Raw genomic sequence first — 25,622 nt, 5'->3', positions numbered from 1 at the left:
GGTCCTCACATCCGGAAGACGCCGAAGCCGGGCTCACCCAGCGGGGCGTTGGCACACGCGGTCAGGGCCAGACCCAGCACCTGCCGGGTCTCCAGCGGGTCGATCACGCCGTCGTCCCACAGCCGTGCCGTGGCGTAGTAGGCGTTGCCCTGCTGCTCGTACTGCGCGCGGATCGGCTCCTTGAAGGCCTCCTCCTCGGCGGCGGGCCACACGTCGCCCCGCCCTTCGAGCTGGTCGCGCTTGACCGTCGCCAGCACCGAAGCGGCCTGCTCGCCGCCCATCACCGAGATCTTGGCGTTCGGCCACATCCACAGAAAGCGCGGCGAATACGCCCGGCCGCACATCGAGTAGTTCCCCGCGCCGTACGAGCCGCCGACGACGACCGTCAGCTTCGGCACCCGGGTGCAGGCCACGGCCGTGACCATCTTGGCGCCGTGCTTGGCGATACCGCCCGCCTCGTAGTCCCGGCCGACCATGAAGCCCGAGATGTTCTGCAGGAAGAGCAGCGGGATACCGCGCTGGTCGCACAGCTCGATGAAGTGCGCGCCCTTCTGGGCGGATTCGGAGAACAGGATGCCGTTGTTGGCGACGATGCCGACCGGATGGCCGTGGATCCGGGCGAAGCCGGTGATCAGCGTCGTGCCGAACTCCGACTTGAACTCCGCGAACCGGGAGCCGTCCACGATCCGGGCGATCACTTCGCGTGCGTCATAGGGGGTGCGGGAGTCGACCGGCACCGCGCCGTACAGCCCGGCGGGGTCCACCTTGGGCTCCTCGGCCGGCTCGACCGACCAGGGGAGCGGGCCGCGCTCGGGGAGCGTCGCCACGATGTTCCGTACGATCCGCAGCGCGTGCGCGTCGTCCTCCGCGAGATGGTCGGTGACGCCGGAGATCCGGGAGTGGACCTCGCCGCCGCCCAGCTCCTCCGCCGTGACCACCTCGCCGGTCGCGGCCTTCACCAGCGGCGGGCCGCCGAGGAAGATCGTGCCCTGGCCCCGCACGATGACCGCTTCGTCGCTCATCGCCGGGACGTACGCCCCGCCGGCCGTGCAGGAGCCGAGGACCGCCGCGATCTGCGGGATGCCGGCGCCGGACATCCGCGCCTGGTTGTAGAAGATCCGCCCGAAGTGCTCGCGGTCGGGGAAGACCTCGTCCTGCATGGGCAGGAAGGCGCCGCCCGAGTCCACCAGATACACACAGGGCAGACGGTTCTCCAGAGCCACTTCCTGGGCGCGGAGGTGCTTCTTCACCGTCATCGGGTAGTACGTGCCGCCCTTGACCGTGGCGTCATTGGCGACGACGACCACCTCGCGGCCGCTGACCCGCCCGATCCCGGCGATCACTCCGGCGGCCGGGGCCTGGCCGTCGTACATCCCCTCCGCCGCGAGCGGGGCGAGCTCCAGGAAGGGCGAGCCCGGGTCGAGGAGGGTGTCCACGCGGTCGCGCGGCAGCAGCTTCCCGCGCGCCGTGTGCCGGGCGCGGGCCTTCTCGCCGCCGCCGAGGCGGGCCGCCGCCAGTCGGCCGCGCAGGCCGTCGGCGAGCTCCTGGTGCGCCGCCTCGTTGGCCTGCCAGGCCGCCGAGGCGGGATCTGCCGCGCTCGCCAGCACGGGTGCCTGCTGCATCGTCTTGAGCCCCCTTGCCCGTACGACTCCGTTGTCGCTTCCGTACGAGGATCAGTTAATGAGCGTTAACGCGTTTCCTCCAGGTTAACGAGCGCTAACAGGCTTGTCTAGAATCAATGCCATGACCACCAGGACGGATGCGCCGAAGCGCCGCGAGCAGATCCTCAAGGAGGCCGCCCGCCTCTTCGCCGAGCGCGGCTTCCACGGCGTCGGCGTTGACGAGATAGGGGCGGCTGTCGGCATCAGCGGACCCGGGCTGTACCGCCACTTCGCGGGCAAGGACGCCATGCTCGCCGAACTGCTGGTGGGCATCAGCGAACGGCTGCTGAGCGGCGGCCGGCTGCGGGTGGAGGAGGCCGAGGCCGACCCCGAGGTGCTGCTCGCCTCCCTCATCGACGGGCACATCGACTTCGCTCTCGACGACCGACCGCTGATCACCCTGCACGACCGTGAGCTGGACCGGCTGCGCGACAGCGACCGCAAGCTGGTGCGGCAGCTGCAGCGGCAGTACGTCGAGTTGTGGGTCGCCGCGGTACGGGAACTGCATCCGGAAGTCCCCGAGGCGGAGGCGCGGGCGGCGGTCCACGCGGTGTTCGGCCTGCTCAACTCGACGCCGCACCTCGGCTCGTACGGCAGCGGCCTGCCCGGCCGGGCGGCGACGGAGACACTGCTGCGGCGCCTGGCGCACGGGGCGTTCGCGTCGCTGACGGGCTGAAGGCCCGCGCCGCGCGCGGCCGCCGCAGATCATCGGCCGGGTGCGTCCAGCGTTCGGGATGCCCGGCACGCTGCACGTACCTGACGGCACAATGGTGCTCATGCCGATACCCAGCCGCGCCGCCCTTGTCGACCACCTCGTCCGCTCACACATCGCCGGAGACGTCGCCACCCCCCGAGACAACAACCTCTCCCACTACCGCAAGCTCGCCAACGGCGACCGGCACTACTGGCTCGGCCTTGAGCTCGGCGACCGCTGGACCGACGAGCAGGACGTGCTGGCCGTGATGGCCGAGCGGTGCGGCGTCAGCGACGATCCCGGGCACCGGCAGGGCCAGGACACCATCGACCCGGAGCTCACCGTCGACGCCCTGGAGCGGATGGCTGCCCGGCTGCGCAAGGCCGTCGCCGGCCGGCAGCGGGTGCTCTTCGCGACCGGTCACCCGGGTGGGCTCCTGGATGTGCACCGGCAGACGGCCGACGCGCTGCGGGCCGCCGGCTGCGAGATCGTACGGATTCCGGGCGGGCTGACGGCCGACGAGGGCATGGTCTTCCAGTTCGCGGACGTCGCGATGCTGGAGCGTGGCGCGACCCTGTGGCACACGCACTCACCGGCGCCCATGGCCGCGATCCTCGACGGGCTCGAGCGGGAGGGCCGCGAGCTGCCCGATCTGGTGGTGGCCGACCACGGCTGGGCCGGGTGCGCGGGGCAGCGCGGTCTCGACTCCGTCGGATACGCGGACAGCAACGACCCGGCGCTGTTCATCGGCGAGGCGGAAGGCACCCTCCAGGTGACCGTCCCGCTCGACGACCATGTCACCGATCCGCGCTTCTACGACCCGATGACCGCCTACCTGCTGGACGCGGCCGGCCTCTCCTGACCGAGGCCCGGTGTCGGATCCAGATACACGCGCCGGATCGCGGGGAAGCGCTCCCGCAGCTGCTCCTCCGCCTCCTCGCACGCCCACTCGATCTGCCGGGCGCTCGAGGCGTCCCGGAAGTCGACCTTCGCGGCGATCAGGATCTCGGCCGGGCCCTGGACGAGCGTGGTCAGCTCCAGTACGTCCACGATGTGCGGAACGGTGAGGATCTCCTCCCGTACGGCTTCGCGCATCGGCTCGGGGAGCGGGCGGCCGATCAGCAGCCGGGCGTTGCCGCGTCCCAGCACCCAGGCCACGTAGACCAGCAGCACGCCGATCAGGACCGACGCCACACCGTCCCAGACGCGGGAGCCGGTCAGCTGCCCGCCGAGCAGGCCGCCGGCTGCGAGCAGCAGACCGGCGAGCGCCGCGGTGTCCTCCACGGCGACGGCCTTGACCGCGGTGTCGGGGGTCGGCCGCAGACGGCGGCCGACCGGCGCCGTCGGCCGGGCGGCCTCGGCGCGGACCTGCCGGACGCCCGTACGCAGCGAGTAGCCCTTCAGCAGGAAGGCGACGCCGAGCACGATGTACGAGACGAGCGGATCGCCGGGTTCCGCGCTGTGGGTGAGCGTGTGGATGCCGTCGTAGACGGAGAAGACCGCGGCGCCGACGAACGTCGCGACGGAGGCGAGCAGCGCCCAGACGTAGCGCTCGGGGCCGTAGCCGAGCGGATGGTCCTCGTCGGCCGGCTTCGCACTCCGCTTGAGGGCGGTGGGCAGCGGCAGCTCGGTGACCGTGTCGGCCACCGAGTGCGCGGCCTCGGAGAGCATGGCGCTGGAGCCGCTGATCGTGCCGGCGACGGCCTTCGCCACGGCGATACCGAGATTCGCCACCGCCGCGACGATCAGCGTGAAGGTGCTCTCTTCTGTGCCCGCAGGCTCATCGCTCGTGCCCGCAGGCTCATCGCTCGCGCTCGCAGGCTGTTCGCCGGTGCTCGCAGGCTGTTCGCTCATGTACCGGACCGTATGTCCGATCAGTGGGGTACGCGAACGACGCCTTCCTGGATGACGGAGATGGCAAGCCGCCCGTCCTGGGTGTAGATCCGCGCCTGGCCGAGACCCCGGCCGCCGGACGCCGACGGTGACTCCTGGTCGTACAGCAGCCACTCGTCGGCCCTGAAGGGCCGGTGGAACCACATCGCGTGGTCCAGCGAGGCGCCGACCACGTCGCCGACCGCCCAGCCGCCGCGGCCGTGCGCCAGGAGCACCGAGTCGAGCAGCGTCATGTCGGAGACATAGGTGGCGAGGCAGACATGCAGCAGCGGGTCGTCCGCGAGCTTGCCGTTCGCCCGGAACCACACCTGCGAGCGCGGCTCGCGCGGTTCGCCCACGCTGCCGTACGGCGGAGCGTCGACATAGCGCAGATCGACCGCGGCCCGTGCCTCGAGCAGCCGCTCCACCGTGCCGGGGTCGACGAAGTCGCCCGCGTACCGCGGCAGGATCTCGGCCGCCGTCGGCAGGGTCTCCGGTTCGGGCGCGGACGGCATCGCCGCCTGGTGCTCGAGTCCCTCCTCGTACGTCTGGAAGGACGCGGAGAGGTGGAAGATCGGCTGCCCGTGCTGGACGGCGACGACCCGGCGCGTGGTGAAGGAGCGGCCGTCGCGGATGCGGTCGACCGTGTAGACGATCGGCGCGCCCGGGTCGCCCATGCGCAGGAAGTACGCGTGCAGGGAGTGGGCTGTGCGGTCCTCGGGGACGGTGCGGCCCGCGGCGACGAGCGCCTGGGCCGCGACCTGTCCGCCGAAGACACGCGGTACGAGGGCGGAGCGGGACCGGCCCCGGAAGATGTCCTGCTCGATCTGCTCCAGGTCGAGCAGATCGAGCAGGTCGTCGAGTGCTGAGCTCATGGGAGGAAGGTAACTGTCCTTACAGGCCCATGGACTTGGCGATGATCGACTTCATGACCTCGCTGGTGCCGCCGTAGATGCGGTTGACGCGGTTGTCGGCGTAGAGACGAGCGATCGGGTACTCGTTCATGTAGCCGTAGCCGCCGTGCAGCTGGAGGCACTTGTCGATGACGCGGTGCGCGACCTCGGTGCAGAACAGCTTCGCGGACGCGGCCTCGGCGGGCGTGAGTTCGCCCGTGTCCAGAGCCTCCAGCGCGCGGTCGGCCACGGCCTCGGCGGCGTCCACCTCGGCCTGGCAGGCGGCCAGCTCGAACTTGGTGTTCTGGAAGTGCGCGACCGGCTTGCCGAAGACCGTACGGTCCTGCACGTACTGCTGGGCGAACCGGACGGCGGCCTTGGCCTGCGCGTACGCGCCGAACGCGATCCCCCAGCGCTCGGAGGGAAGGTTCGCGCCGAGGTAGTAGAAGCCCTTGTTCTCCTCGCCGAGCAGGTCCTCGGCCGGGACCTTGACGTCGACGAAGGCAAGCTCGGCGGTGTCGGAGGTCTTCAGGCCGAGCTTGTCCAGCTTGCGGCCGACGGAGTAGCCCGCCGACTTGGTGTCCACCGCGAACAGGGAGATGCCGAAGCGGCGGTCGTCCTCGCGCGGGGCGGAGGTGCGGGCACACACGATCACGCGGTCGGCGTGCACACCACCGGTGATGAAGGTCTTGGCGCCGTTGAGGACGTAGTGCGTGCCGTCCTCCGAGAGCTTGGCGGTGGTCTTCATGCCCGCGACGTCGGAACCGGTGCCCGGCTCGGTCATCGCCAGCGCCCACATCTCCTCGCCGGTGACGAACTTCTCCAGGTAGCGCTTCTTCTGCTCGTCGGTGGCCAGCATCTGGATGTACGGCAGGGCGAGCAGCACATGCACGCCGGAGCCGCCGAAGTTGACGCCCGCGCGGGCCGTCTCCTCGTACATCACGGCCTCGTACTTGTGCGACTCGATGCCGGCGCCGCCGAACTCCTCATCGACCCGGATGCCGAAGACGCCCAGCTCACCGAGCTTGTAGTAGAAGTCGCGGGGCGCCTGGCCGGCGGCGAACCACTCGTCGTAGACGGGCACGACCTCGGCCTCGATGAAGGCGCGGATGGTCTCGCGGAACGCCTCGTGGTCCTCGTTGAAAACGGTACGGCGCACGGGACGCCCCCTTCCCTTTGCGGCTGACCGCCGCCGCTCTCGCGGAGGTGGTTCACCGCCATCGTGATTGATCAAATGATGGACTAAGCGCTTGCTCAGACTGAAGTTACCGGTCGGTCACCGGAGCTGTCCAGGGTGGGGATCGGTCGTACGCGTCACAGTGTCGGCTCGGTGCCGGCTCGGTGTCGGCTCACAGGGAGCGCAGGGCGAACCAGAGCTCCATCCGTACGTCGGCGTCGTCGAGGTCCTCGTCCAGCAGCGTCGCGCAGCGGGCGATGCGCTGGCGGACGGTGTTGCGGTGGACCTCCAACGCCGCGGCCGTACGGTCCCAACTGCCGTGCAGGGAGAGCCAGCTGCGCAGGGTCTCGACCAGGGCGGGGGAGTCGACGAGCGGGGCGAGACGCATCCGGGCGTGGGCGGCCGCCTCGTCGGGCGAGAGCAGTGCGGCCAGGGAGGTGCCGCGGTGCCTGACCACATCGGTGCGGGTGGCAGCGGCGCGGTGGACGGCCCTGGCCGCCTGGGTGTCGGCGGCGCCGAGCTCCTCGGGGCGGACGGGGGCGCTCACGCCGAGGACCCAGCCCGGCTGCGGGGTCACCTCGCGGTCGGCCGGGAGCAGGATCCGTACGGTGCCGTCCTCGGCCGGGTCGACGAGCGCGCTGCCGAGCCCGGCGCCGAGCGCCGACGCGGCGAAGGGTGTGCCGCGCTCACCGCGCGCGTGTACGACGATCCACCGCTCGGCCCCCAGCAACGGCGCGGCCTCGGCGGGCCGCGCGCCGAGCAGCAGCCGTACGAGCGCGGCACTTCGCCCGGTGCTGTCGGCGCCCTGGTGGGGCGCGGTCAGCAGCGAGAGCAGCACGACTGCGACACCGGCGACGGTGTGGTCACCGGGTTCACGGTGGGGAGTGGCGAGGCCGAGGACGAGCCCTTGGCTGCCGCCGAGGGCGTAGGCGGCGAGATGGGTCCCGCCGACGGCGTCACTGGCGGACGCGGGCGCGGGCCGGCTGGTTTCCCCGCCGGGCGGCCCGCCGTCCGCCGGGCCTCGCCGCGAAGCGGGTGCGGTGGGCGCGGTGGGTGCGGGGGGCGCGGTGGGTGCGGTGAGCGCCGCGGGGTCGGGGGGCGCCCCCTCGGTTCGGGCAGGGGCGGGGTGGGGGACTTCCTCCGTGCCCGCCGACGACGGGTTCACCTGCGGATTCACCGCCTGCGGGTTCGCCCCCTGCGGGTTCACCACCTGCGCCAGCCGCTTCAGCGCCGCCCGCGCCTCTGGGCCCGGGGTGCCCCCCGCGGCTGACAGTTCCGTGCCCGAGGCGTCGAGCAGCACCGCCTGGCCGCCCAGGCGGGCCGCCAGCTGGTGGAGGACCGCCGGGACCGGGTCCGGGCGGGCCGCCGCCGTGGCGAGGCCCTGCTGGGCCTGGGTCACCCGGCGCAGCTCCCGGTGGCGGGCCTCGGCCATCAGCCGCCACACCGCGCGGGCCACCGCCGTGAACGGCGTCTTCGGTGGGACCTCCAGCAGCGGCAGGCCGTGCCGGTCGCACGCCTCGATCAGCGTGTCCGGCACCGTGTCGTACACCGGCGCGACGCCGAAGCCGAGTGCTGCCGCGCCCGCCTGCACAATGCGCGACACATACCTGTCGGGGTCCTTCAGCAGCACCCCGGCGCTCATCAGCAGCTCGCCGCCGAGCAGATACGGATAGGGGTCCTCCATCTCCGAGGTGTGCACCCAGTGCAGCACCGTGCCCGCCTCCATCGGCCCGGCGATCTGGCGCAGGCCGAGATCCTCGCGGGCGAGCAGCGCGGCGAGAGGGATACCTGGGGTTGGTGGGGCTGCTGCAGATTCCGGCATGGACGGTCCATCCATCAGCGGTCTTGAGAATGGATAAAACGTACACTTCAGCGTTGCTTTCCAGCCACCTAGCGTCGTTTCGCACAAGACCTGAGGACCCCGGGGGACGAGACGGAAGGAAAGCCGATGGCTGTCGACTACGCGGTAATCGTTGTCTATCTGGCCGGCATGCTCGGCATGGGCTGGTGGGGCATGCGCCGCGCCAAGTCCAAGAGCGAGTTCCTGGTCGCGGGCCGTCGGCTCGGCCCCTCGATGTACTCCGGCACCATGGCGGCCGTCGTCCTCGGCGGCGCCTCCACCATCGGCGGCGTCGGCCTCGGCTACAAGTTCGGCCTCTCCGGCGCCTGGATGGTCTTCACCATCGGCCTCGGCCTCCTCGCCCTCTCGGTGTTCTTCTCCGCGCGCATCGCCCGGCTGAAGGTCTACACCGTCTCCGAGATGCTCGACCTGCGCTACGGCGGCAAGGCCGGCCTCATCTCCGGCGTGGTGATGTGGGCGTACACCCTGATGCTCGCGGTCACCTCCACGATCGCGTACGCCACCATCTTCGACGTCCTCTTCGACCTCAACCGCACCGCCTCGATCATCCTCGGCGGCGCGATCGTCGTCGCGTACTCGACGCTCGGCGGCATGTGGTCGATCACCCTCACCGACATGGTGCAGTTCGTCGTGAAGACGGTCGGTGTGCTCCTGCTCCTGCTGCCCATCGCGGTCGTCAAGGCCGGCGGCTTCAGCGAGATGAAGGCGAAGCTCCCCACCGAGTACTTCGACCCGCTGGGCATCGGCGGCGAGACGATCTTCACCTACGTCCTGATCTACACCTTCGGCATGCTGATCGGCCAGGACATCTGGCAGCGGGTGTTCACGGCGCGCAGTGACAAGGTCGCGCGGTACGGCGGCACGGTCGCCGGTACGTACTGCCTCGTCTACGCCCTGGCGGGCGCCGTCATCGGCACCGCCGCCAAGGTCCTCTACCCGAAGCTGCCCAACGCCGACGACGCCTTCGCGACCATCGTCAAGGACGAACTGCCCATGGGCGTACGCGGACTGGTGCTGGCCGCGGCCCTCGCCGCCGTCATGTCGACGTCCTCCGGAGCGCTCATCGCCTGCGCCACCGTCGCCAACAACGACATCTGGTCGCGAGTGCGGGGCCTGACGTCCCGCAACGGCGACGACCACGACGAGGTGAAGGGCAACCGCGCCTTCATCCTGATCATGGGCATCGCGGTCATCTGTATCGCCATCGCGCTCAACAACGTCATCGAGGCGCTGACGGTCGCGTACAACCTGCTCGTCGGCGGTCTGCTGGTGCCGATCCTGGGCGGCCTGCTGTGGAAGCGCGGCACCGTGTACGGCGCGCTGGCCTCGGTCACCGTCGGCGGCCTCTCGGTCATCGGCCTGATGGCCACGTACGGAATCCTCGCCAACCAGCCCGTCTACTACGGCCTGCTGCTGTCGCTTGCGGCATACGTGATCGTCTCCCTGGCGACCAGGCCGACGGACGCGGCCACCCTGGCGAACTGGCGCGAACGCCTGGCGGGCCGCGGCGCCGAGGAAGACGCCCCGGCCGAGCCCGTGACCGTAGCCAGCTAAAGTCGTAAACCGCAACGAAGCGTAGGAAAGTAGGAAATTCTCATGAGCAGCAACGAGCAGCCGCGCGGCCCGATCGACTCGTCCCGTATCCCGCGGTACGCCGGACCCGCGACGTTCGCCCGGCTGCCCCGGCTCGACGAGGTCGGCCGCGCCGATGTCGCCGTGGTCGGCGTTCCCTTCGACTCCGGGGTCTCCTACCGTCCCGGAGCACGCTTCGGCGGCAACGCCATCCGCGAGGCGTCGAGGCTCCTGCGCCCGTACAACCCGGCGCAGGACGCCTCGCCCTTCGCACTCGCGCAGGTCGCGGACGCGGGTGACATCGCCGCCAACCCGTTCAACATCAACGAGGCCGTCGAGACGATCGAGGCCGCGGCCGATGACCTGCTGGGCACCGGCGCGCGGATGATGACGCTCGGCGGCGACCACACCATCGCGCTGCCGCTGCTGCGCTCGGTGGCCAAGAAGCACGGCCCGGTCGCGCTGCTGCACTTCGACGCGCACCTGGACACCTGGGACACGTACTTCGGCGCCGAGTACACGCACGGCACGCCGTTCCGCCGGGCCGTCGAGGAGGGCATCCTCGACACCGAGGCGCTCTCGCACGTCGGCACGCGCGGTCCGCTGTACGGCAAGCAGGACCTGGACGACGACGCCAAGATGGGCTTCGGCATCGTGACGTCGGCCGATGTCTACCGGCGGGGCGCCGACGAGGTCGCCGACCAGCTGCGCCAGCGCATCGGCGACCGGCCGCTGTACATCTCCATCGACATCGACTGCCTCGACCCGGCGCACGCGCCCGGCACCGGCACGCCCGAGGCCGGCGGCATGACCTCACGCGAACTGCTGGAGATCCTGCGCGGTCTGGCCTCCTGCAACCTTGTCTCGGCCGACGTCGTCGAGGTCGCGCCCGCGTATGATCACGCCGAGATCACCTCCGTCGCCGCGTCCCACACGGCGTACGAGCTGACCACGATCATGTCCCGCCAGATCGCCGAGGGGCGCTCCAAGTGACGCACGATCACGACCTGGTACTGCGCCCCACCGAGGCTCAGACCGCGGCCGCGCTGAACCCGCCGCCCGGCCGCAACGGCGGCGACCTCGTTGTCGAATCCCTGCAGGGCCTGGGCGCGACCACGGTCTTCGGCCTGCCGGGACAGCACGCGCTCGGCATGTTCGACGCGCTGCGCCGCTCGCAGCTGGAGTACGTCGGGCTGCGCGTCGAGAACAACGCGGGCTTCGCCGCCGACGCGTACGGCCGGGTCACCGGCGAGGTGGCCCCGCTGCTGCTCTCGACCGGCCCCGGCGCGCTGATGTCCCTGGCCGCGCTCCAGGAGGCGGCCGCGGCCTCGGCGCCGGTGCTCGCCATCGGCAGCCAGGTCCCGACGCCCGGTCTCGGCGGCGGCCGCCACGGCTATCTGCACGAACTGCGCGACCAGCAGGCGTCGTTCCGCGACATCGTGAAGTCCGTGCACACCGTTCGTACGGCCTCGCAGATACCGTCCGCGATCGCCGCGGCCTGGCAGTCGGCGCTGACCGCCCCGCACGGCCCGGTCTGGGTCGAAATCCCGCAGGATGTGCTGCTGGCCGAGACGACGCTGCCGGTCGTCACGGCCATGGACGCCACGCCGCAGGAGGTCGTGCCGCGCCCCGAACTGACGGCTGTGGCGGCGCACTTGCTGTCCACCGCATCCCGTCCCGCGATCATCGCGGGCGGCGGAGTCGTCCGCTCCGACGCGTGCGGCAAGCTGCTCGCCCTCGCGGAGAAGATCGACGCGCCGGTCGTCACCACCTTCGGCGGCAAGGGCGCCTTCCCCTGGGAGCACCCGCTCTCGCTCCAGTCCTGGCTGGAGGACCGCCACACCACGGACTTCCTCGAATCCGCGGACGTCCTGCTCGTGGTCGGCTCCGGCCTTGGCGAACTGTCCTCGAACTACCACACGTTCGCGCCGCGCGGCCGGGTCGTCCAGATCGAGGCGGACGCCGGCAAGCTGGAGTCCAACCACGCGGGCCTCGGCATCCACGCGGACGCGCGCCTCGCGCTGTCGGCGCTGCTGGAGACGGTGGAGGAGCGCGAGGACCCGGCCGCGGCCGAGTCCGTACGCACGGTCCTGACCCAGGTCCGGGCCCGCATAGCGGCCCAGGACCTCACCCTGGAACAGCAGGTGCTGGCTTCCGTCCGCGAGGCCCTGCCGGACATGTCCCCGAGCTTCTGGGACATGACGATCCTGGCCTACTGGGCCTGGTCGGCCTTCGACGCCCGCCACCCGAACACCATGCACTCGGCCCAGGGCGCGGGCGGCCTCGGCTACGGCTTCCCGGCGGCGCTGGGCGCGGCGGCGGCGGACCGTACTCGTCCGGTCCTCGCGGTCTCCGGCGACGGCGGCGCGATGTACTCGATCGCGGAGCTGGCGACGGCTCGCCAGTACGACCTCCCGGTCACCTGGCTGATCGTGGACGACGGCGGTTACGGCATCCTGCGCGAGTACATGGAGGACGCGTTCGGCGAGGCGACGGCGACGGAGCTGTCCCGCCCGGACTTCGTGGCACTGGCGGAGTCCTTCGGGGTCCCGGCGGTCCGTACGACTCCGGAGTCGCTGAGCGAGGACCTGGCCAAGTCCTTCGCGGAGCCCGGCCCTTCGGTGGTCGTACTCCCGGCGCTCCTCCGCATGTTCGCCCCGACGCACCTCTGAGCTCCCTGCCGGACCCTCCTGGCTCCTGCGCCCTGCTGCTTCTACCCCCCGTGGAGCGGCGGGGCGCAGGTCCGTCCGCACCGGCTTACGGACGGAGCTGATCGAGCAGGACGGATCGCCGTTGTTCTCGTCGTCCGCGTCGAAAGCCGGGATCAGCCGACGGCAGCCGGTTCCACGGGCTGTGAGCGGCTTACCTGACGCCGTTCGAAGGAGATCAGCTGTGCCACGACGCTCGCGTAGAACCGGTCCACAGACTCGTCGACGCTGCGGATGAATCCGGATTCGGCGCTGCCACGAGTGGCACCCATGCCCTTGAACAACGACAGCCGGAAACCGGTCATCCGTGCGCCGTCCTTGGGCAGCATGTCGGCCGGCTCGGGCCGTAGCCGTTCCAGGGTGCCGCGTGGACCGTTGCCGCCCTCGACAAGAGTCTCGACATGGAGGTCCGCGGGCGCCTCGGCCAGCAGCCGGATCAGGCGCTTGGCCGAGGTGAGGGGGTAACTCCCGTCCGGGGCCTGGATTTCGATGGATGTGCGCAGTCTGGCGGTCCGCAGATCGGCCGTGATCGCGAGAACGCCTGGCGTACCGTCGATGCGCAGCTCAGCGGTCAGGCGGCCTTCGTCGCACAGCCGGTCGGCGAGTACGGCGCGCCGGGAGTGCGGATCGGTGCCGCGCTTGGCGCGCTGTACCGGCAATGCCTTCTGGCCGAGTTCGCCGCCGAGGCGGAGGCAGACCTGGCGGATGAGCCGTTCCCAGCTCTCGACGACCTCAACGGCACGATGGTCGCCCTGGCAAAGGGTCTCCGCATCGATGCCGTTTCGTACGGGCACCCAGGCCGGTCCCATGTTCTGGAAGCCGTGGCAGCCGGAATTCTCGTGCTGAAGGTAGTGCAGCAACTCCTGCAGGAGCCACGCATGGGCGGCATTGCCGACGCCCTCATGGCGGATCAGCATCTGTGCCTGGTGGGCCACTTCGGCCCAGGACAGATGCCAGAGGGCGACCTTGTGCTTGCGCCGCCCATCGGTTCTGACGTCCACCAGTGGACTGCCTTCCAGGGCCACGTCGTTGGAGAGCGTGATGACGGCCTCGTATCCGCGGCGGGCGGCAATGTCCATGTAGTTCTGGACCTGATCGGACTTGAGCGGATTCCCATTGGTCTTCGTCTCGACCAGAGCGGTCCACAACTTGCCTGCGCGCTCTACGCGGATCACACCGTCCGGTCGCTTGGGGGTATCTCCGTGCGGCAGCGTGACCTCGGTGAAGGACTGCATACGGCCGGCCGGTGCGCCGAAAGCAGCGGTGAGCCGACGCCCCAACTCAGGCACTTCGGCCATCACTGACAGCAGAACGGAAGTGGCCCGCAGCTCGCGCTCCTTGTCGCTTTTGAGCGACGGCGCGGGGAAGAGCCTGGCAGGCCTCCACGAGTCGTTCTCGGCGAGGGATTTCTTGGCCACCTTGGGCAGCGTGACCTTCTTCTTGGCGGTGCGAGGGCCGGGGACGCGCTTTGGCGTCGGCTCAACTCCGACCGGCTGCGCTCCGCTTGCTGCCTCCGTGGGGAACGCCGCCGGTGACTCGACGGCCGGTGGCCGAGGCTCATCGGCCTTCGGTACCTGCTCCACCGCAGGTACCTCTACGGCGTCGCCCTCGTCCTCGCCCTCGGCATCGATATCGATGCCGAAGTCCGTTGCCAGACCGGCCAGACCGGTCTCGTAGCCCTGGCCGACTGCCCGGAACTTCCACTCCTCGCCCCGCCGGTACAGCTCACTGAAGATGAACGCACTCTCGACGCCGGCGTCGGTGATGGAGAATCCGAGCAGAGCCTCGCCACTACGATCGGCGAGCGTCACCCGAAGGTCGTCCAGTTCACCGAAGCAGGAACCGCCGTACCGACTGGCTGCCACAACGATGCGTTCAACATCCCGGGGAACTGCGGTCAGATCGAGGCTGATGCGGTCTTCGCTGCCACTGTCGGTCGGTGTCTTGCCCAACAACTGCACACTGCCGTCGGCTGCGGCGGGGTTGTTGTAGAAGAAGAAGTCGGCGTCGGTGCGCACCTTGCCGTTGCCGTCCAGCAGCAGCACGGACACATCCGCGTCGCCGTCCCCCGCCGCGCTGCTCCAGCGCAGACTCACGATCACCGAACCGGTGTCATCGCTCAGGGCTGCCAGGCCGACATTGGAACCCTTGGCCATTTCGCGCATGCCGTTCCCCCAGACGTGCAGCCGCGTCCGGGCAGGCCGCAGCAGCCGCAACATGTCGATCTGTGACGTAGCTCGCACTCGGTGCTACGCAAAGAACCGTAGCGCTCACAGCCGGTGCACGAGGAGATGATGTGAAGAATGGGGTGACCAAGGAACGGGGATCCGAGACTTCGGACTCCCCGTCTGCTGCGATGCGTCGAGCCCTGTGGCACAACTTGGCCAGGATCAGTTGAACCGTGAACAGTCTCGATCAGTCTTCGAAGCCGTTTTCGCCCAGGAGCTTGTGATGCGGGCGCGATGCGCCTCACCTTCATTCGAGGCGCCGCCCTCCCGCGAGGAACGGGGCCTGTCACAGTCGCTCTCAAGCGGGAGCCACGAACCCCGACTCGTACGCCGCGATCACCGCCTGCGTGCGGTCCCGCGCGCCCAGCTTCGACAGCACCGCGCTCACATGCGACTTGACCGTCTCCGTGCCGACGACCAGCTGCGTGGCGATCTCCGCATTCGACAGTCCCCGCGCCATCAGCCGCAGTACCGCCGTCTCCCGTTCGGTCAGCGCCGCACGCTCCATCGCCGCGCGGGCGGCCCGGCTGCCGTACTCCGCTGCCAGCGAGCGCACCGCCGCGGGAAAGAGGAGTGACTCGCCCTCCGCGACCAGTCGCACCGCGTGCACGATCTCCGCGGGGCGCGCCCGCTTGAGCAGAAAGCCGTCCGCGCCCGCGCGCAGCGCCTCGTACACGTACTCGTCGTTCTCGAAGGTCGTGATGACCAGGATCTTGGGCGGGTCGTCGACGGTCCGCAGTACGGCGCGGGTGGCCTCGATGCCGTCAAGGAGCGGCATACGGACGTCCATCGCCACCACATCGGGCCGCAGTTGCCGAACCAGGGGGATCACCGCGGCGCCGTCCGCCGCCTCGCCGACCACCTCGATGTCCGGCTGGGCCTCGAGCACGGCTCGCAGCCCCGCCCGTACGAGAGGTTCGTCGTCGACAAGCAGCACAGTGATCGGCACCCGGTCAGCGTAGGCCGTCCAGCGGAAGCCCCACGTGCACCCTCCATTCGCCGTCGTACGGGCCGGTGTCGGCCTTCCCGCCGAGCAGCGCCGCCCGCTCCCGGATGCCCCGCAGCCCACTGCCGCTGCCGCGGCCGGTCGAAGTGGCCTGTCCCGAAAGGGGGTTGGTCACCTCCAGCTCAAGCCGGCCGTCGGTGACGGCGATCCGTACGCGCGTCGTCACCGCACCCGCGTGCCGCAGCACATTGGTCAGCGCCTCCTGCACGATGCGGTAGCCCTCCCGGGAAACAGGACCCGGCACATGCTCCACCGGGCCCGTCACCGCGGCGTCGACCGTGGCGCCGGAGGAGCGCGCCGACTCCAGCAACCGGTCCGCGTCGGTGAGCGTCGGACGCCGGCTCACGGGCCGTCCGGACTCCCGCAGCACGAGCAGTACGCGCTCCAGGTCCTCCAGCGCCGCCCGGCCGGTCTCCTCGATGGCGTTCAGGGCCCGGTCGGTGAACTCCGCGCTGCCCGCCGCCCTCGCCGCACCCGCCTGCACCACCGCCACCGTCAGTGCGTGCCCGATCGAGTCGTGCAGCTCCCGGGCGATCCGGTTGCGGCCCGGCCGGGTCACCGGTTTCCTCGGCCCCAACGGCGCCGGCAAGTCCACCACCATGCGTCTCGTGCTTGCCCTGGACCGGCCCACCTCCGGCACCGCCACCATCGGCGGACGGGCGTACGCCGCGATCGACGAGCCGCTGCGCCATGTCGGCGCTCTGCTCGACGCACAGGCGGCCCTCGGTTCCCGGACCGCCCGTGACCATCTGCGCATCCTCGCCACCACCAACCGGATCCCGGCCGCCCGCGTGGAAGCCGTCCTGGAGCAGGCCGGGATCGCGAGCGTCGCGGGCCGAAGGATCAAGACGTTCTCGCTCGGTATGCGCCAGCGCCTCGGGATCGCCGCGGCCCTGCTCGGCGACCCCGCGGTGCTGATGCTGGACGAGCCCTCCAACGGACTCGACCCCGAGGGGATCATCTGGATTCGCGAGCTGATGCGGCAACTGGCCCGCGAGGGCAGGGCCGTCCTCGTCTCCAGCCATCTGATGAACGAAACCGCCTCCTTCGCCGACCACCTCGTCGTCCTCGGCAGGGGCCGGCTGCTTGCCGACACCGGTATGCAGGACTTCATCGACGCGCGGACCACACCGCGGGTGCGGCTGCGCACCACCGAGAGCGAGCGGCTGCGCACCGCCCTGAGGGGCAAGGGATTCACGCCCGTCGAGGGCGAGGACGGCCGCTGGACCGTGGCAGGCGCCCGAGTGGAGGACATCGGCCCGCTCGCCGCACACGAAGGCATCCCGATCCTTGAACTCGCCAATGAGGAGGCCACTTTGGAAGAGGCCTATCTCGCGCTCACCGCGGACGAGACCCAATTCGCCGCATCTCGTCCGGCCGTGGCCCAGGAGGTATGACCGTGTCCATCACGCCCGTAGTCCACTCCGAGTGGCTCAAGATCCGCTCCGTACGCTCCCTCGGCGCAACGCTCGGGTCCGTCTTCCTCGCCACCGTTGCCTTCTCTCTGCTGATGTGCGCGACGCTCGGCACCGAGGAGACCGGCAAGCCCGACTTCGACCCGCTCCGCTCCTCGTTCTTCGGCCTCAACTTCGGCCAGGTCGCGGCCATCTGCTTCGGAGCGCTGGCCGTCTCGGGGGAGTACAAGAACGGTGCCGTCCGCATCTCGCTGGCGGCCGTCCCGCGCAGAGGTGTCTTCTACGCGGCCAAGCTCGCCGTGATCGGTGGTCTGGCGCTCCTGGTGGGACTGGCGACGAGTCTGACCTGCTTCCTGGCCGGCCAGGAGTTCCTCGGTGACCGGGGCGTGGGCCTCGGGGCCCCGGGCGCCCTGCGTGTCGTTGTCGGCTGCGGGATCCATCTGGCGTTGATCACCCTGTTCTCGGCCGGACTCGCGGCAGTGCTGCGCAGCGGGCCCGCGGTCATGGGCATCCTCATCCCGTTCCTGCTCATGTTGTCGTTCGTGCTCGGGGACATCTCGGAGGACGGCGGCATCGTCGAGTTCCTGCCCGACCGGGCGGGCCAGCAGGTGCTGCTGCAGGAGTCCACCGGCACGCTCGGCCCGTGGAGTGGGCTCGGCGTCCTCGGGCTCTGGGTCGCCGCGGCCCTGTGGGCCGGCTGGCAGTCGCTCCGCCGCCGGGACGCCTGAAGGGCATCGGCCCGCGGCATCGAGGCCCGCTGTGACTGAGCGCCCGGGGATGGGAACCGCCGGTCCCTGCTGGGTATCTTCACGGGCGTCGTCGGCCCGGCGTGCAGAAGTCAGGGGCCGGACCATCAGGGGGATGCGGAATGTCGGCTTTGGGCGGGATGTTCGGGTTTGTATTCGGGGTGTTCGGGCTGCTGTTTGCGGCCTTCGGGATCGGGATGCTCATCTGGATGGTGCGGAGGGCCTCGGAGTACAAGCGAACTTTGCGGGAGGGGCTGGTCGCGGAGGCCCGCTGTTTGGAGACGTTCGTGGTGCACCGTTCCTCGGACGGGCACGGGCACAGCCAGCGCCGTCAGATCCTCGGGTTCCGGACGTCCGACGGACGGGATGTGCGCGCCCAGGTCGCCTCGGAGCAGCTCTATGTGGTCGGGGACATCGTGCCCGTGCGGTATCTGCCGCAGCGCCCCGAGCGGGCGGTGCCGGCCGCTGCGCCGCCCGTGCTCGGGGTCATGTCGTATCTGGTCGGCGGGATGATGGTGGTCTTCACATGTGTGGGACTCTTCTTCGCCGCGATGGGCTTCGGTCTGGCCGTCATCGACTCGTCGGCCGATGACGGCGGGGTCAGTCCGGAGCAGAGCTGGACTGCCGAACCCTAGGGTCTGCCCCGCGGCGTGCTTGGGCCAGGCCGCTCGCCGGGCACCGAAGTGGCTGTGGCCGTGCTCAGTACGCGGGTGTGAGACGTAGCCATCACGGAAGAGCGGCCGCAACCCGCCAGTTGGCGGGCACCGGGCGGGTCGCGCTGTCCGGGTGCCGAAGTTGCCGTCAGCCATCCTTCCACCGGCGAATCCCGCTCAGTCGCACCCGCGACCAAGAGCCACGAAGCGGGGCGGGGTCCGGGACGCTCTGTGGGACGTACACTCCACTCATGGGTTGCACACATGCGGTGACGGAGGGCCTGCGACAGGCACCTCGCGCGCTGTGCACCACCGGCCCCGGGGCCCGCTGCCGCGCTTTGCACGGCCACGGCTGACCGGCTCGACGAACCCTCTCCCCCCTTCCGCCCCGCCCGTGGAGCTTTCTCCGCGCAGCAGGGGCCTCTTTCCGGTTTCCGGAACACCGCTCCACTGCTCTGTCTGCTGAGCACCACCCCCTGACTGCTGAGCACCACCCCCCGCGACTCCTCGGCGTGCCGTCCGCATCGCCATCGGCGACGGCCGGACCACCGGCCCCGTCGCACCCTCGAGAGGACCCCTGTGAAGTTGAGCGAGTTGCTGGCCGGGCACGACCATGAGGTTGTTCTGGGCGATCCGGAGACGAGGATCACCGCGGGAACGTGCTTCGACGCCCACCGCGTCTCGCCGGGTTCGCTGTTCATCGCGGTGCCCGGTCACTGCGAGGGCGGCCCCGAGCTGGTCGGCCCCGCTCTGGCACGCGGCGCGGTCGCGGTGCTCGTCGACGACGCGGCGCCCGATCTACCGGCGGCGGTGTGGGCGTCGGCCGCCGGAGTGTGTGTCGTACGGGTGCCGGACACGCGGAAGGCGGCTGCGGTGGTCACCTCCCGCTACTACGGCGAGCCGGGGCGGGAGATGGACATGGTGGCCGTCACCGGCACCAACGGGAAGACGTCGGTGTCGTACATGGTCGAGTCCGTGCTGCGGATCGCCGAGGGCGCACGGGTGGGGGTCATCGGGACGGCCGGCAGCCGGATCGGCGACGAGCTGATCCCGATGCCGAGATCGGTGCTGACCACACCGGAGTCGCCGGACTTCCAGTACCTGCTGGGGTGCATGCGCGACCGCGGGGTGGGCACCGTGGTCCTGGAGGCCACGTCGATGGGCCTGTTGACCCACCGGGTGGACCGCGCGTTCCTCGACGTGGGGATCTTCACCAACCTCACGCAGGACCACCTGGACGACCACGGCACCATGGAGAACTACCGGGACGCCAAACTCCGCCTGTTCCAGGGGCTGTGCCGGCGCGCGGTGGTCAACGCGGACGACCCCGTGGGAGACGGAATCCGGTCGCTGATGCCCGGTGCGGTCACCACGTACGCCCTGGACGCCGAGGCCGACTACCGGGCGACCGACCTCAGCATGGACGCCCTCGGTACGCGCTTCACCCTCCACCACGACGGACGCAAGTACCCCGCGGCGATCCCCGTCCCCGGGCGGTTCTCGGTGGCCAACGCGCTGGCCGCCGTGGCGGCCTGCCATCTCCTGGGGCACGACCTGACAGGACTGGTCACCGCACTCGACCGGATGCCCCCGGTCCCGGGGCGGTTCGAACGCTTCGAGACTCCCCGCGGTACGTCCGTGATCGTGGACTACGCGCACTCTCCCGACTCCCTGGACAAGGTGCTCACCGCCATCCGGGACTTTGCCACCGGCCGGGTCATCACCGTCTTCGGCTGCGGCGGCGACCGGGACGACACCAAGCGCGCGCGGATGGGGGAGATCGCCGGGACCCTCTCCGACCTGTGCGTCCTCACCTCGGACAACCCCCGGAACGAAGACCCCGAGACGATCCTGGACCAGATCACGCCGGGTCTCACGGCGACCGGCGCCCGGTTCGAGCGGGTCGCCGACCGCCGCCGGGCGATCGCCCTCGCGCTGTCCGCCGCGGAGCGGGACGACATTGTCCTGGTCGCGGGGAAGGGCAGCGAGCCGTACCAGATCGTCGGCGAACAGCTGCTCCCCTTCAGTGACATGGCGACGGTGCGCGAACTCGCCGCCGCGCAGGTGTAGTAGGCGGCGCAATACCGGTCACCGCGCCCGGTGGCTCGCTGCGCCTCCTGCCTGCCTGTGAGACGTACAACGTCGTACAACTTTTCAGACGCTCGTGAGTCATGTGTGGCGGGTGCGCCGGAGAGCGCGCGCCCGCCACAGCACAAGGGGACGGGAAGCCTCCATGACTCACCACCGAATATCCCGCCGCGCGCGGGCCGCTGCGGCGGTCCTGGCCGCGGGAACGCTCGTGCCGCTGGCCGCGGCCACGACGCCCGCGGCCGCCGCCACGCCGACGGTCGCCTGTACCTCCAAGAAGGCCGGCCTCGCCGACAAGCTCAGTCAGGACATCACCGCGGCGCTCAAGGGCCGGAAGTCGACGACCGCCGTGCTCGTCAACGACCGGGTCAGCAAGACCAGCTGCGTACTGCGGCCGGACCAGAAGTTCGACTCGGCCAGTGTCGTGAAGGCGACCGTGCTCGCGGCACTGCTCCAGGACGTGCAGATACAGAAGCGCGGATTCACCCAACGTGAGTTCACGCTGGCCAACGACATGATCACCAAGTCGGACAACGCAGCCACCACCGCCTTGTGGAAGCAGCTGGGCCTGACGAAGATCAAGAGGTTTCTCACGGCGGCCGGTATGACGCAGACCGTTCCCGGCGCCGACGGCTACTGGGGGCTCACCCAGATCACCGCCCGTGACGAGCAGAAGCTGCTGGCCACGCTGACCGTGCCGAACACCGTGCTCACCGATGCCTCGCGGTCGTACGAGCTCAAGCTGATGCGCAATGTGATCGCCTCGCAGCGCTGGGGCACTCCTGCCGGAGCCCCGTCCACGGTCACCGTCCAGCTCAAGAACGGCTGGCTGTCGCGGGCCACCCATGGCTGGCGCGTACACAGCATCGGCGCCTTCACCGGCAACGGCCACGACTACACGATCACCGTCCTGACGCAGGACAACGCGACCATGAACGACGGAGTGAACACCATCCAGGCCGTCGCCCGCGCGATCCACCTGGACCTCAACCCGACCGCGAACGCGCGCACGGCAGTCACGCCGCCCGCCGTCCCGCGCGAGGCGTTCCCGGCCGTGCCCGAGAGGGGCCCCGCGTCCTAGTGCCTGGCCGGAAACGGCCAACGATCTGCCCGGGACAGGCCCAGGACAGGCCGAGGCAGGCTCGGACAGTCCTGGACAGGACCTAGGAGAGGCCTAGGTCGAAAGACCGTACTTTGTTGCAGCGGGATGAAATCCGCTGCTCGCCGCGTTGGTGCCTTCCGGTAGACCAGAACTGGATCTCACGGGAGGCACCACGTGGCGGCGGAGCAGGGGTGGGCGCGGCGGCTGTCCGGTTACGCCTGGCGGTACCGGCGCAATGTGGTGCTCGCGCTCGGGTCCTCGCTGGCCGGTATGGCCGTCATGGCCCTCGTCCCGCTGATCACCAAGGTCGTCATCGACGATGTCATCGGCGACCGTTCGAAATTCATCGGCGTCTGGACCGGGCTGCTGATGGCCGCCGCGCTCGTCGTCTACGCCCTCACCTATATACGCCGCTACTACGGCGGCCGCCTCGCCCTCGACGTCCAGCACGATCTGCGGACCGAGATGTACGGGACGATCACCCGCCTCGACGGCCGGCGCCAGGACGAACTGTCCACCGGACAGGTCGTCGGCCGTGCCACCAGCGACCTTCAGCTCATCCAGGGCCTGCTCTTCATGCTTCCGATGACCATCGGGAACATCCTGCTCTTCCTCATCTCGCTGGTGATCATGGCGTGGCTGTCGCTGCCGCTCACCCTGATCGCGATCGCCGTCGCCCCCGCCCTCTGGTTCATAGCCAAGCGCAGCCGCAGCCGGCTGCACCCCGCCACCTGGTACGCGCAGAGTCAGGCGGCCGCCGTCGCGGGCGTCGTCGACGGCGCCGTCTCCGGCGTACGCGTGGTCAAGGGCTTCGGCCAGGAGGACCAGGAGACCGGCAAACTGCGCGAGGTCGGCCGCAAGCTCTTCGCGGGCCGGCTGCGCACCATCCGGCTGAACGCGAAGTACACCCCGGCTCTCCAGGCGGTCCCCGCGCTCGGGCAGGTCGCGATGCTGGCGCTCGGCGGCTGGCTGGCCACCCGTGGCCAGATCACCCTCGGTACCTTCGTCGCCTTCTCCGCCTATCTCGCACAGCTCGTCGGCCCGGTCCGGATGCTCGCCGTGGTGCTGACCGTCGGACAGCAGGCGCGGGCCGGTGTGGAGCGCGTACTGGAGCTGATCGACACCGAGCCGACGATGCAGGACGGTACGAAGGAGCTTCCGGCGGACGCGCCCGCGACCGTCGAGTTCGACGACGTCACCTTCGGCTACGACAAGGAGCGTCCGGTCCTCGACGGCTTCTCGCTGGAGATCCAGCCGGGCGAGACCGTCGCCGTCGTCGGCTCCTCCGGCAGCGGCAAGTCCACCGTCTCGCTGCTGCTGCCCCGCTTCTACGACGTGACGCACGGCGCGGTCCTCGTCGGCGGCCACGATGTGCGCGAACTGACCCTCGACTCGCTGCGGGCCGCCATCGGACTCGTACCGGAGGACAGCTTCCTCTTCTCCGAGACCGTGCGCACGAACATCGCGTACGGAAAGCCCGGCGCTACCGACGAGGAGATCGAGACCGCGGCGCGCGCCGCACAGGCCGACCGTTTCATCGCCGAGCTACCGGCCGGCTACGACACCAAGGTCGGCGAGCACGGGCTCACCCTCTCCGGCGGCCAGCGCCAGCGCATCGCGCTCGCCCGTGCGATCCTCACCGACCCGCGGCTGCTCCTCCTCGACGACGCCACCTCCGCCGTCGACGCCCGCGTCGAGCACGAGATCCACGAGGCGCTCAAGCAGGTCATGGCGGGCCGTACGACCTTGCTGATCGCCCACCGCCGCTCGACCCTCGGACTCGCGGACCGTATCGCCGTGCTGGACGGCGGCCGGCTCGCCGACATCGGCACGCACGAGGAGCTGACGCGGCGCTCGGCCCTGTACCGGCGGCTGCTGACCGACCCGGACGAGCTCGGCGGCGTATCGCCGGGACACCGGCCGCTGCCGGCCGCGGAACCGGTGGAGGACCACACCGTACGGGACGAGCTCGACGCCGAGTTCGACGTCGAGCGCGGCCTCACGCCCCGGCTCTGGGTACGGGAGGAGAACGCCGAGGAATCCGCGGCCCCCGGCGCCACGCCCGAACTCCTCGCCCAGGTCGAGGCGCTGCCGCCGGCCACCGACACCCCCGACATCGACGAGGCACACGCCGTCCGCCCCGAGCAGGCGTACGGGCTGCGCCGGCTGCTGAGCGGCTTCGGCCTGCCGCTGCTGGTCAGCCTGGCGCTGGTCGCGGTCGACGCGGGCATGAGCCTGGCGCTTCCCATCCTCATCCGGCACGGCATCGACAAGGGTGTCGAACAGATGGCGCTCGGTGCGGTGTGGGCGGCCTCCGCGCTCGCGCTGGTGACGGTCGTCGTGCAGTGGGCCGCGCAGATCGGCGAGACCCGGATGACGGGCCGCACCGGCGAGCGCGTCCTCTACTCCCTGCGCCTGAAGATCTTCGCGCAGCTCCAGCGGCTCGGACTCGACTACTACGAGCGCGAGTTGACCGGCCGGATCATGACCCGGATGACGACGGACGTGGACGCCCTGTCCACGTTTCTGCAGACCGGCCTGGTGACCGCGTTCGTCTCGGTCGTCACCTTCTTCGGCATCATGGCCGCGCTTCTCTTCATCGACCTGCAGCTGGCGCTGGTGGTCTTCGCGACTCTGCCGTTCCTGATCGTCGGCACGTTCTTCTTCCGCCGCAAGAGCGTGCAGGCGTACGAGCTGGCCCGCGAGCGCATCAGTGTCGTCAACGGCGATCTGCAGGAGTCCGTGTCCGGGCTGCGGATCGTCCAGGCGTTCCGGCGCGAGCGCGACGGCGGGGCCCGGTTCGCCGCCCGCAGCGACAGTTACCGCCAGGCCCGGGTGCGCGGCCAGTGGCTGATCTCCGTCTACTTCCCCTTTGTGCAGCTGCTGTCGTCGGTGGCCGCGGCCGCCGTGCTGATCGTGGGCGCGGGCCGGGTCGAGGCGGGCACCCTCACCACCGGCGCGCTGGTGGCGTACCTCCTCTACATCGATCTGTTCTTTGCGCCGGTGCAGCAGCTGTCCCAGGTCTTCGACGGCTACCAGCAGGCCACGGTCTCGCTCGGCCGCATCCAGGAACTGCTCCAGGAGCCGACCTCGACCGCTGCGGCGAAGGCCCCCGTCGAGGTGCGGTCGCTGCGCGGCGAGATCGCCTTCGAGAACGTCGACTTCGCGTACGGGTCCGCCGACGAACCCGAAGCTGCCCTGAACTCCATCGACCTGCGTATCCCGGCCGGTCAGACCGTCGCCTTCGTCGGCGAGACCGGCGCGGGCAAGTCGACGCTGGTCAAGCTGGTAGCGCGGTTCTACGACCCGACGAGCGGCAAGGTCACGGCGGACGGCACGGACCTGCGCGACCTGGACCTCACCGCGTACCGGCACCGGCTCGGCGTCGTCCCGCAGGAGGCATACCTCTTCGCGGGCACGGTCCGGGACGCCATCGCGTACGGCCGCCCCGGCGCGAGCGATGCCGAGGTGGAGGCCGCGGCCCGGGCCGTCGGCGCCCACGACATGATCGCCACCCTCGACGGCGGCTACCTGCACGAGGTCTCCGAGCGTGGCCGCAACCTCTCGGCGGGCCAGCGCCAGCTGATCGCCCTGGCCCGCGCCGAGCTCGTCGACCCGGACATCCTGCTGCTCGACGAGGCGACCGCGGCCCTGGATCTGGCCACCGAGGCTCAGGTCAACCAGGCCACGGACCGTCTCACCGGACGCCGCACCACCCTGGTCGTCGCCCACCGGCTGACCACCGCCGCCCGCGCGGACCGGGTGATAGTGATGGACGGCGGCCGGGCGGTCGAGGACGGCACGCATGACGAACTCCTGGCGCTGGGCGGCACCTACGCCACGCTGTGGCGGACCTTCATAGGGGAGGACGAGCCCGCGGCGGTGTAGCGGACTCCCGGGCGTCGCAACCATTCCGAGCCCATGTGCGTCGTACGCATGTACGGGA

19 protein-coding genes are annotated in these 25,622 nt (G+C 70.4%); 11 read left to right on the top strand and 8 right to left on the bottom strand.

Annotated features, from left to right (window positions below; genetic code table 11):
• Nucleotides 1-5 precede the first annotated feature (5 nt).
• Complete coding sequence (locus OG735_RS15270; RefSeq protein WP_327323723.1) at nucleotides 6-1,622, bottom strand: carboxyl transferase domain-containing protein; 1,617 nt, start codon at nucleotides 1,620-1,622, stop codon at nucleotides 6-8.
• A gap of 121 nt (nucleotides 1,623-1,743) precedes the next feature.
• Here OG735_RS15270 and OG735_RS15265 point away from each other — a divergent pair, with 121 nt between their 5' ends.
• Together OG735_RS15265 and OG735_RS15260 are read left to right on the top strand one after the other, a co-directional pair.
• Complete coding sequence (locus tag OG735_RS15265) at nucleotides 1,744-2,337, top strand: SACE_7040 family transcriptional regulator (protein ID WP_327323722.1); 594 nt, start codon at nucleotides 1,744-1,746, stop codon at nucleotides 2,335-2,337.
• Between the two features lie 100 nt (nucleotides 2,338-2,437).
• Nucleotides 2,438-3,217: a phosphatase gene (locus OG735_RS15260; RefSeq protein ID WP_327323721.1), complete on the top strand. Its 780-nt coding sequence runs from the start codon at nucleotides 2,438-2,440 to the stop codon at nucleotides 3,215-3,217.
• On the opposite strand, the gene OG735_RS15255 is transcribed toward OG735_RS15260, so the two are convergent.
• The 4 genes from OG735_RS15255 to OG735_RS15240 all read right to left on the bottom strand — a co-directional run bounded on the left by OG735_RS15255 (nucleotide 3,187) and on the right by OG735_RS15240 (nucleotide 8,119).
• Nucleotides 3,187-4,209: a cation diffusion facilitator family transporter gene (locus OG735_RS15255; protein WP_327323720.1), complete on the bottom strand. Its 1,023-nt coding sequence runs from the start codon at nucleotides 4,207-4,209 to the stop codon at nucleotides 3,187-3,189. The genes OG735_RS15260 and OG735_RS15255 overlap by 31 nt on opposite strands.
• A gap of 20 nt (nucleotides 4,210-4,229) precedes the next feature.
• Entirely contained in the window at nucleotides 4,230-5,102 is an 873-nt protein-coding gene (gene tesB / locus OG735_RS15250; RefSeq protein WP_327323719.1) for an acyl-CoA thioesterase II, read from the bottom strand.
• Between the two features lie 19 nt (nucleotides 5,103-5,121).
• On the bottom strand, nucleotides 5,122-6,279 hold the full coding sequence (locus OG735_RS15245; protein ID WP_327323718.1) for an acyl-CoA dehydrogenase family protein: 1,158 nt from the start codon (nucleotides 6,277-6,279) through the stop codon (nucleotides 5,122-5,124).
• Nucleotides 6,280-6,469: 190 nt separating this feature from the next.
• Nucleotides 6,470-8,119, bottom strand: coding sequence for a PucR family transcriptional regulator (locus tag OG735_RS15240; protein ID WP_327323717.1), 1,650 nt, complete (start codon nucleotides 8,117-8,119; stop codon nucleotides 6,470-6,472).
• A 126-nt stretch (nucleotides 8,120-8,245) separates the two neighbouring features.
• On the opposite strand from OG735_RS15240, the gene OG735_RS15235 reads away from it, so the two are divergent.
• The 3 genes from OG735_RS15235 to OG735_RS15225 are packed head-to-tail and all read left to right on the top strand — an operon-like array spanning nucleotide 8,246 to nucleotide 12,402.
• Nucleotides 8,246-9,712, top strand: a complete 1,467-nt coding sequence (locus tag OG735_RS15235) for a sodium:solute symporter (protein WP_327323716.1) — start codon at nucleotides 8,246-8,248, stop codon at nucleotides 9,710-9,712.
• Nucleotides 9,713-9,754: 42 nt separating this feature from the next.
• On the top strand, nucleotides 9,755-10,723 hold the full coding sequence (speB, locus tag OG735_RS15230; RefSeq protein ID WP_327323715.1) for an agmatinase: 969 nt from the start codon (nucleotides 9,755-9,757) through the stop codon (nucleotides 10,721-10,723).
• Entirely contained in the window at nucleotides 10,720-12,402 is a 1,683-nt protein-coding gene (locus OG735_RS15225) for a thiamine pyrophosphate-binding protein (protein WP_327323714.1), read from the top strand. The genes speB and OG735_RS15225 overlap by 4 nt, the downstream gene beginning before the upstream one ends.
• Before the next feature lie 152 nt (nucleotides 12,403-12,554).
• Here OG735_RS15225 and OG735_RS15220 read toward each other — a convergent pair whose 3' ends face one another.
• From OG735_RS15220 to OG735_RS15210, 3 genes are all read right to left on the bottom strand, one after another.
• Nucleotides 12,555-14,594, bottom strand: coding sequence for a TerD family protein (locus tag OG735_RS15220; protein WP_327328324.1), 2,040 nt, complete (start codon nucleotides 14,592-14,594; stop codon nucleotides 12,555-12,557).
• 370 nt (nucleotides 14,595-14,964) lie between these two features.
• The gene (locus tag OG735_RS15215) at nucleotides 14,965-15,615 is read right to left on the bottom strand and encodes a response regulator transcription factor (protein WP_327323713.1); all 651 of its coding nucleotides are present in this window, start codon (nucleotides 15,613-15,615) and stop codon (nucleotides 14,965-14,967) included.
• Nucleotides 15,616-15,619: 4 nt separating this feature from the next.
• A complete protein-coding gene (locus OG735_RS15210; RefSeq protein WP_442812430.1) occupies nucleotides 15,620-16,231 on the bottom strand; it encodes a sensor histidine kinase in 612 nt (203 codons plus the stop codon).
• On the opposite strand from OG735_RS15210, the gene OG735_RS15205 reads away from it, so the two are divergent.
• The 6 genes from OG735_RS15205 (at nucleotide 16,113) to OG735_RS15180 (ending at nucleotide 25,564) form a co-directional block, all read left to right on the top strand.
• On the top strand, nucleotides 16,113-17,069 hold the full coding sequence (locus OG735_RS15205) for an ATP-binding cassette domain-containing protein (RefSeq protein WP_442812429.1): 957 nt from the start codon (nucleotides 16,113-16,115) through the stop codon (nucleotides 17,067-17,069). The genes OG735_RS15210 and OG735_RS15205 overlap by 119 nt on opposite strands.
• Entirely contained in the window at nucleotides 17,066-17,815 is a 750-nt protein-coding gene (locus OG735_RS15200) for an ABC transporter permease (RefSeq protein WP_327323712.1), read from the top strand. Before OG735_RS15205 ends, OG735_RS15200 begins: the two co-directional genes overlap by 4 nt.
• 140 nt (nucleotides 17,816-17,955) lie before the next feature.
• A complete protein-coding gene (locus OG735_RS15195; RefSeq protein WP_327323711.1) occupies nucleotides 17,956-18,468 on the top strand; it encodes a DUF3592 domain-containing protein in 513 nt (170 codons plus the stop codon).
• Between the two features lie 597 nt (nucleotides 18,469-19,065).
• The gene (locus OG735_RS15190) at nucleotides 19,066-20,556 is read left to right on the top strand and encodes a UDP-N-acetylmuramoyl-L-alanyl-D-glutamate--2,6-diaminopimelate ligase (protein ID WP_327323710.1); all 1,491 of its coding nucleotides are present in this window, start codon (nucleotides 19,066-19,068) and stop codon (nucleotides 20,554-20,556) included.
• Between the two features lie 163 nt (nucleotides 20,557-20,719).
• Nucleotides 20,720-21,655, top strand: coding sequence for a serine hydrolase (locus tag OG735_RS15185; protein ID WP_327323709.1), 936 nt, complete (start codon nucleotides 20,720-20,722; stop codon nucleotides 21,653-21,655).
• A 195-nt stretch (nucleotides 21,656-21,850) separates the two neighbouring features.
• The gene (locus tag OG735_RS15180; RefSeq protein ID WP_327323708.1) at nucleotides 21,851-25,564 is read left to right on the top strand and encodes an ABC transporter ATP-binding protein; all 3,714 of its coding nucleotides are present in this window, start codon (nucleotides 21,851-21,853) and stop codon (nucleotides 25,562-25,564) included.
• Nucleotides 25,565-25,622 lie beyond the last annotated feature (58 nt).

It is taken from the genome of Streptomyces sp. NBC_01210 (genome assembly GCF_036010325.1).
Classification (GTDB): Bacteria; Actinomycetota; Actinomycetes; order Streptomycetales; family Streptomycetaceae; genus Streptomyces.
Note: the sequence above shows the minus strand (reverse complement) of the source record. Positions and strands in the feature narration are given on the sequence as shown.

Bases quoted from the DNA above. Each gene is read 5' to 3' on its own strand.
- OG735_RS15195 (WP_327323711.1), top strand. From the start codon at position 17,956: ATGTCGGCTTTGGGCGGGATGTTCGGGTTTGTATTCGGGGTGTTCGGG.
- OG735_RS15240 (WP_327323717.1), bottom strand. From the start codon at position 8,119: ATGCCGGAATCTGCAGCAGCCCCACCAACCCCAGGTATCCCTCTCGCC.
- OG735_RS15270 (WP_327323723.1), bottom strand. From the start codon at position 1,622: ATGCAGCAGGCACCCGTGCTGGCGAGCGCGGCAGATCCCGCCTCGGCG.
- OG735_RS15235 (WP_327323716.1), top strand. From the start codon at position 8,246: ATGGCTGTCGACTACGCGGTAATCGTTGTCTATCTGGCCGGCATGCTC.
- speB (WP_327323715.1), top strand. From the start codon at position 9,755: ATGAGCAGCAACGAGCAGCCGCGCGGCCCGATCGACTCGTCCCGTATC.
- OG735_RS15265 (WP_327323722.1), top strand. From the start codon at position 1,744: ATGACCACCAGGACGGATGCGCCGAAGCGCCGCGAGCAGATCCTCAAG.
- OG735_RS15220 (WP_327328324.1), bottom strand. From the start codon at position 14,594: ATGGCCAAGGGTTCCAATGTCGGCCTGGCAGCCCTGAGCGATGACACC.
- tesB (WP_327323719.1), bottom strand. From the start codon at position 5,102: ATGAGCTCAGCACTCGACGACCTGCTCGATCTGCTCGACCTGGAGCAG.
- OG735_RS15200 (WP_327323712.1), top strand. From the start codon at position 17,066: ATGACCGTGTCCATCACGCCCGTAGTCCACTCCGAGTGGCTCAAGATC.
- OG735_RS15185 (WP_327323709.1), top strand. From the start codon at position 20,720: ATGACTCACCACCGAATATCCCGCCGCGCGCGGGCCGCTGCGGCGGTC.
- OG735_RS15260 (WP_327323721.1), top strand. From the start codon at position 2,438: ATGCCGATACCCAGCCGCGCCGCCCTTGTCGACCACCTCGTCCGCTCA.
- OG735_RS15255 (WP_327323720.1), bottom strand. From the start codon at position 4,209: ATGAGCGAACAGCCTGCGAGCACCGGCGAACAGCCTGCGAGCGCGAGC.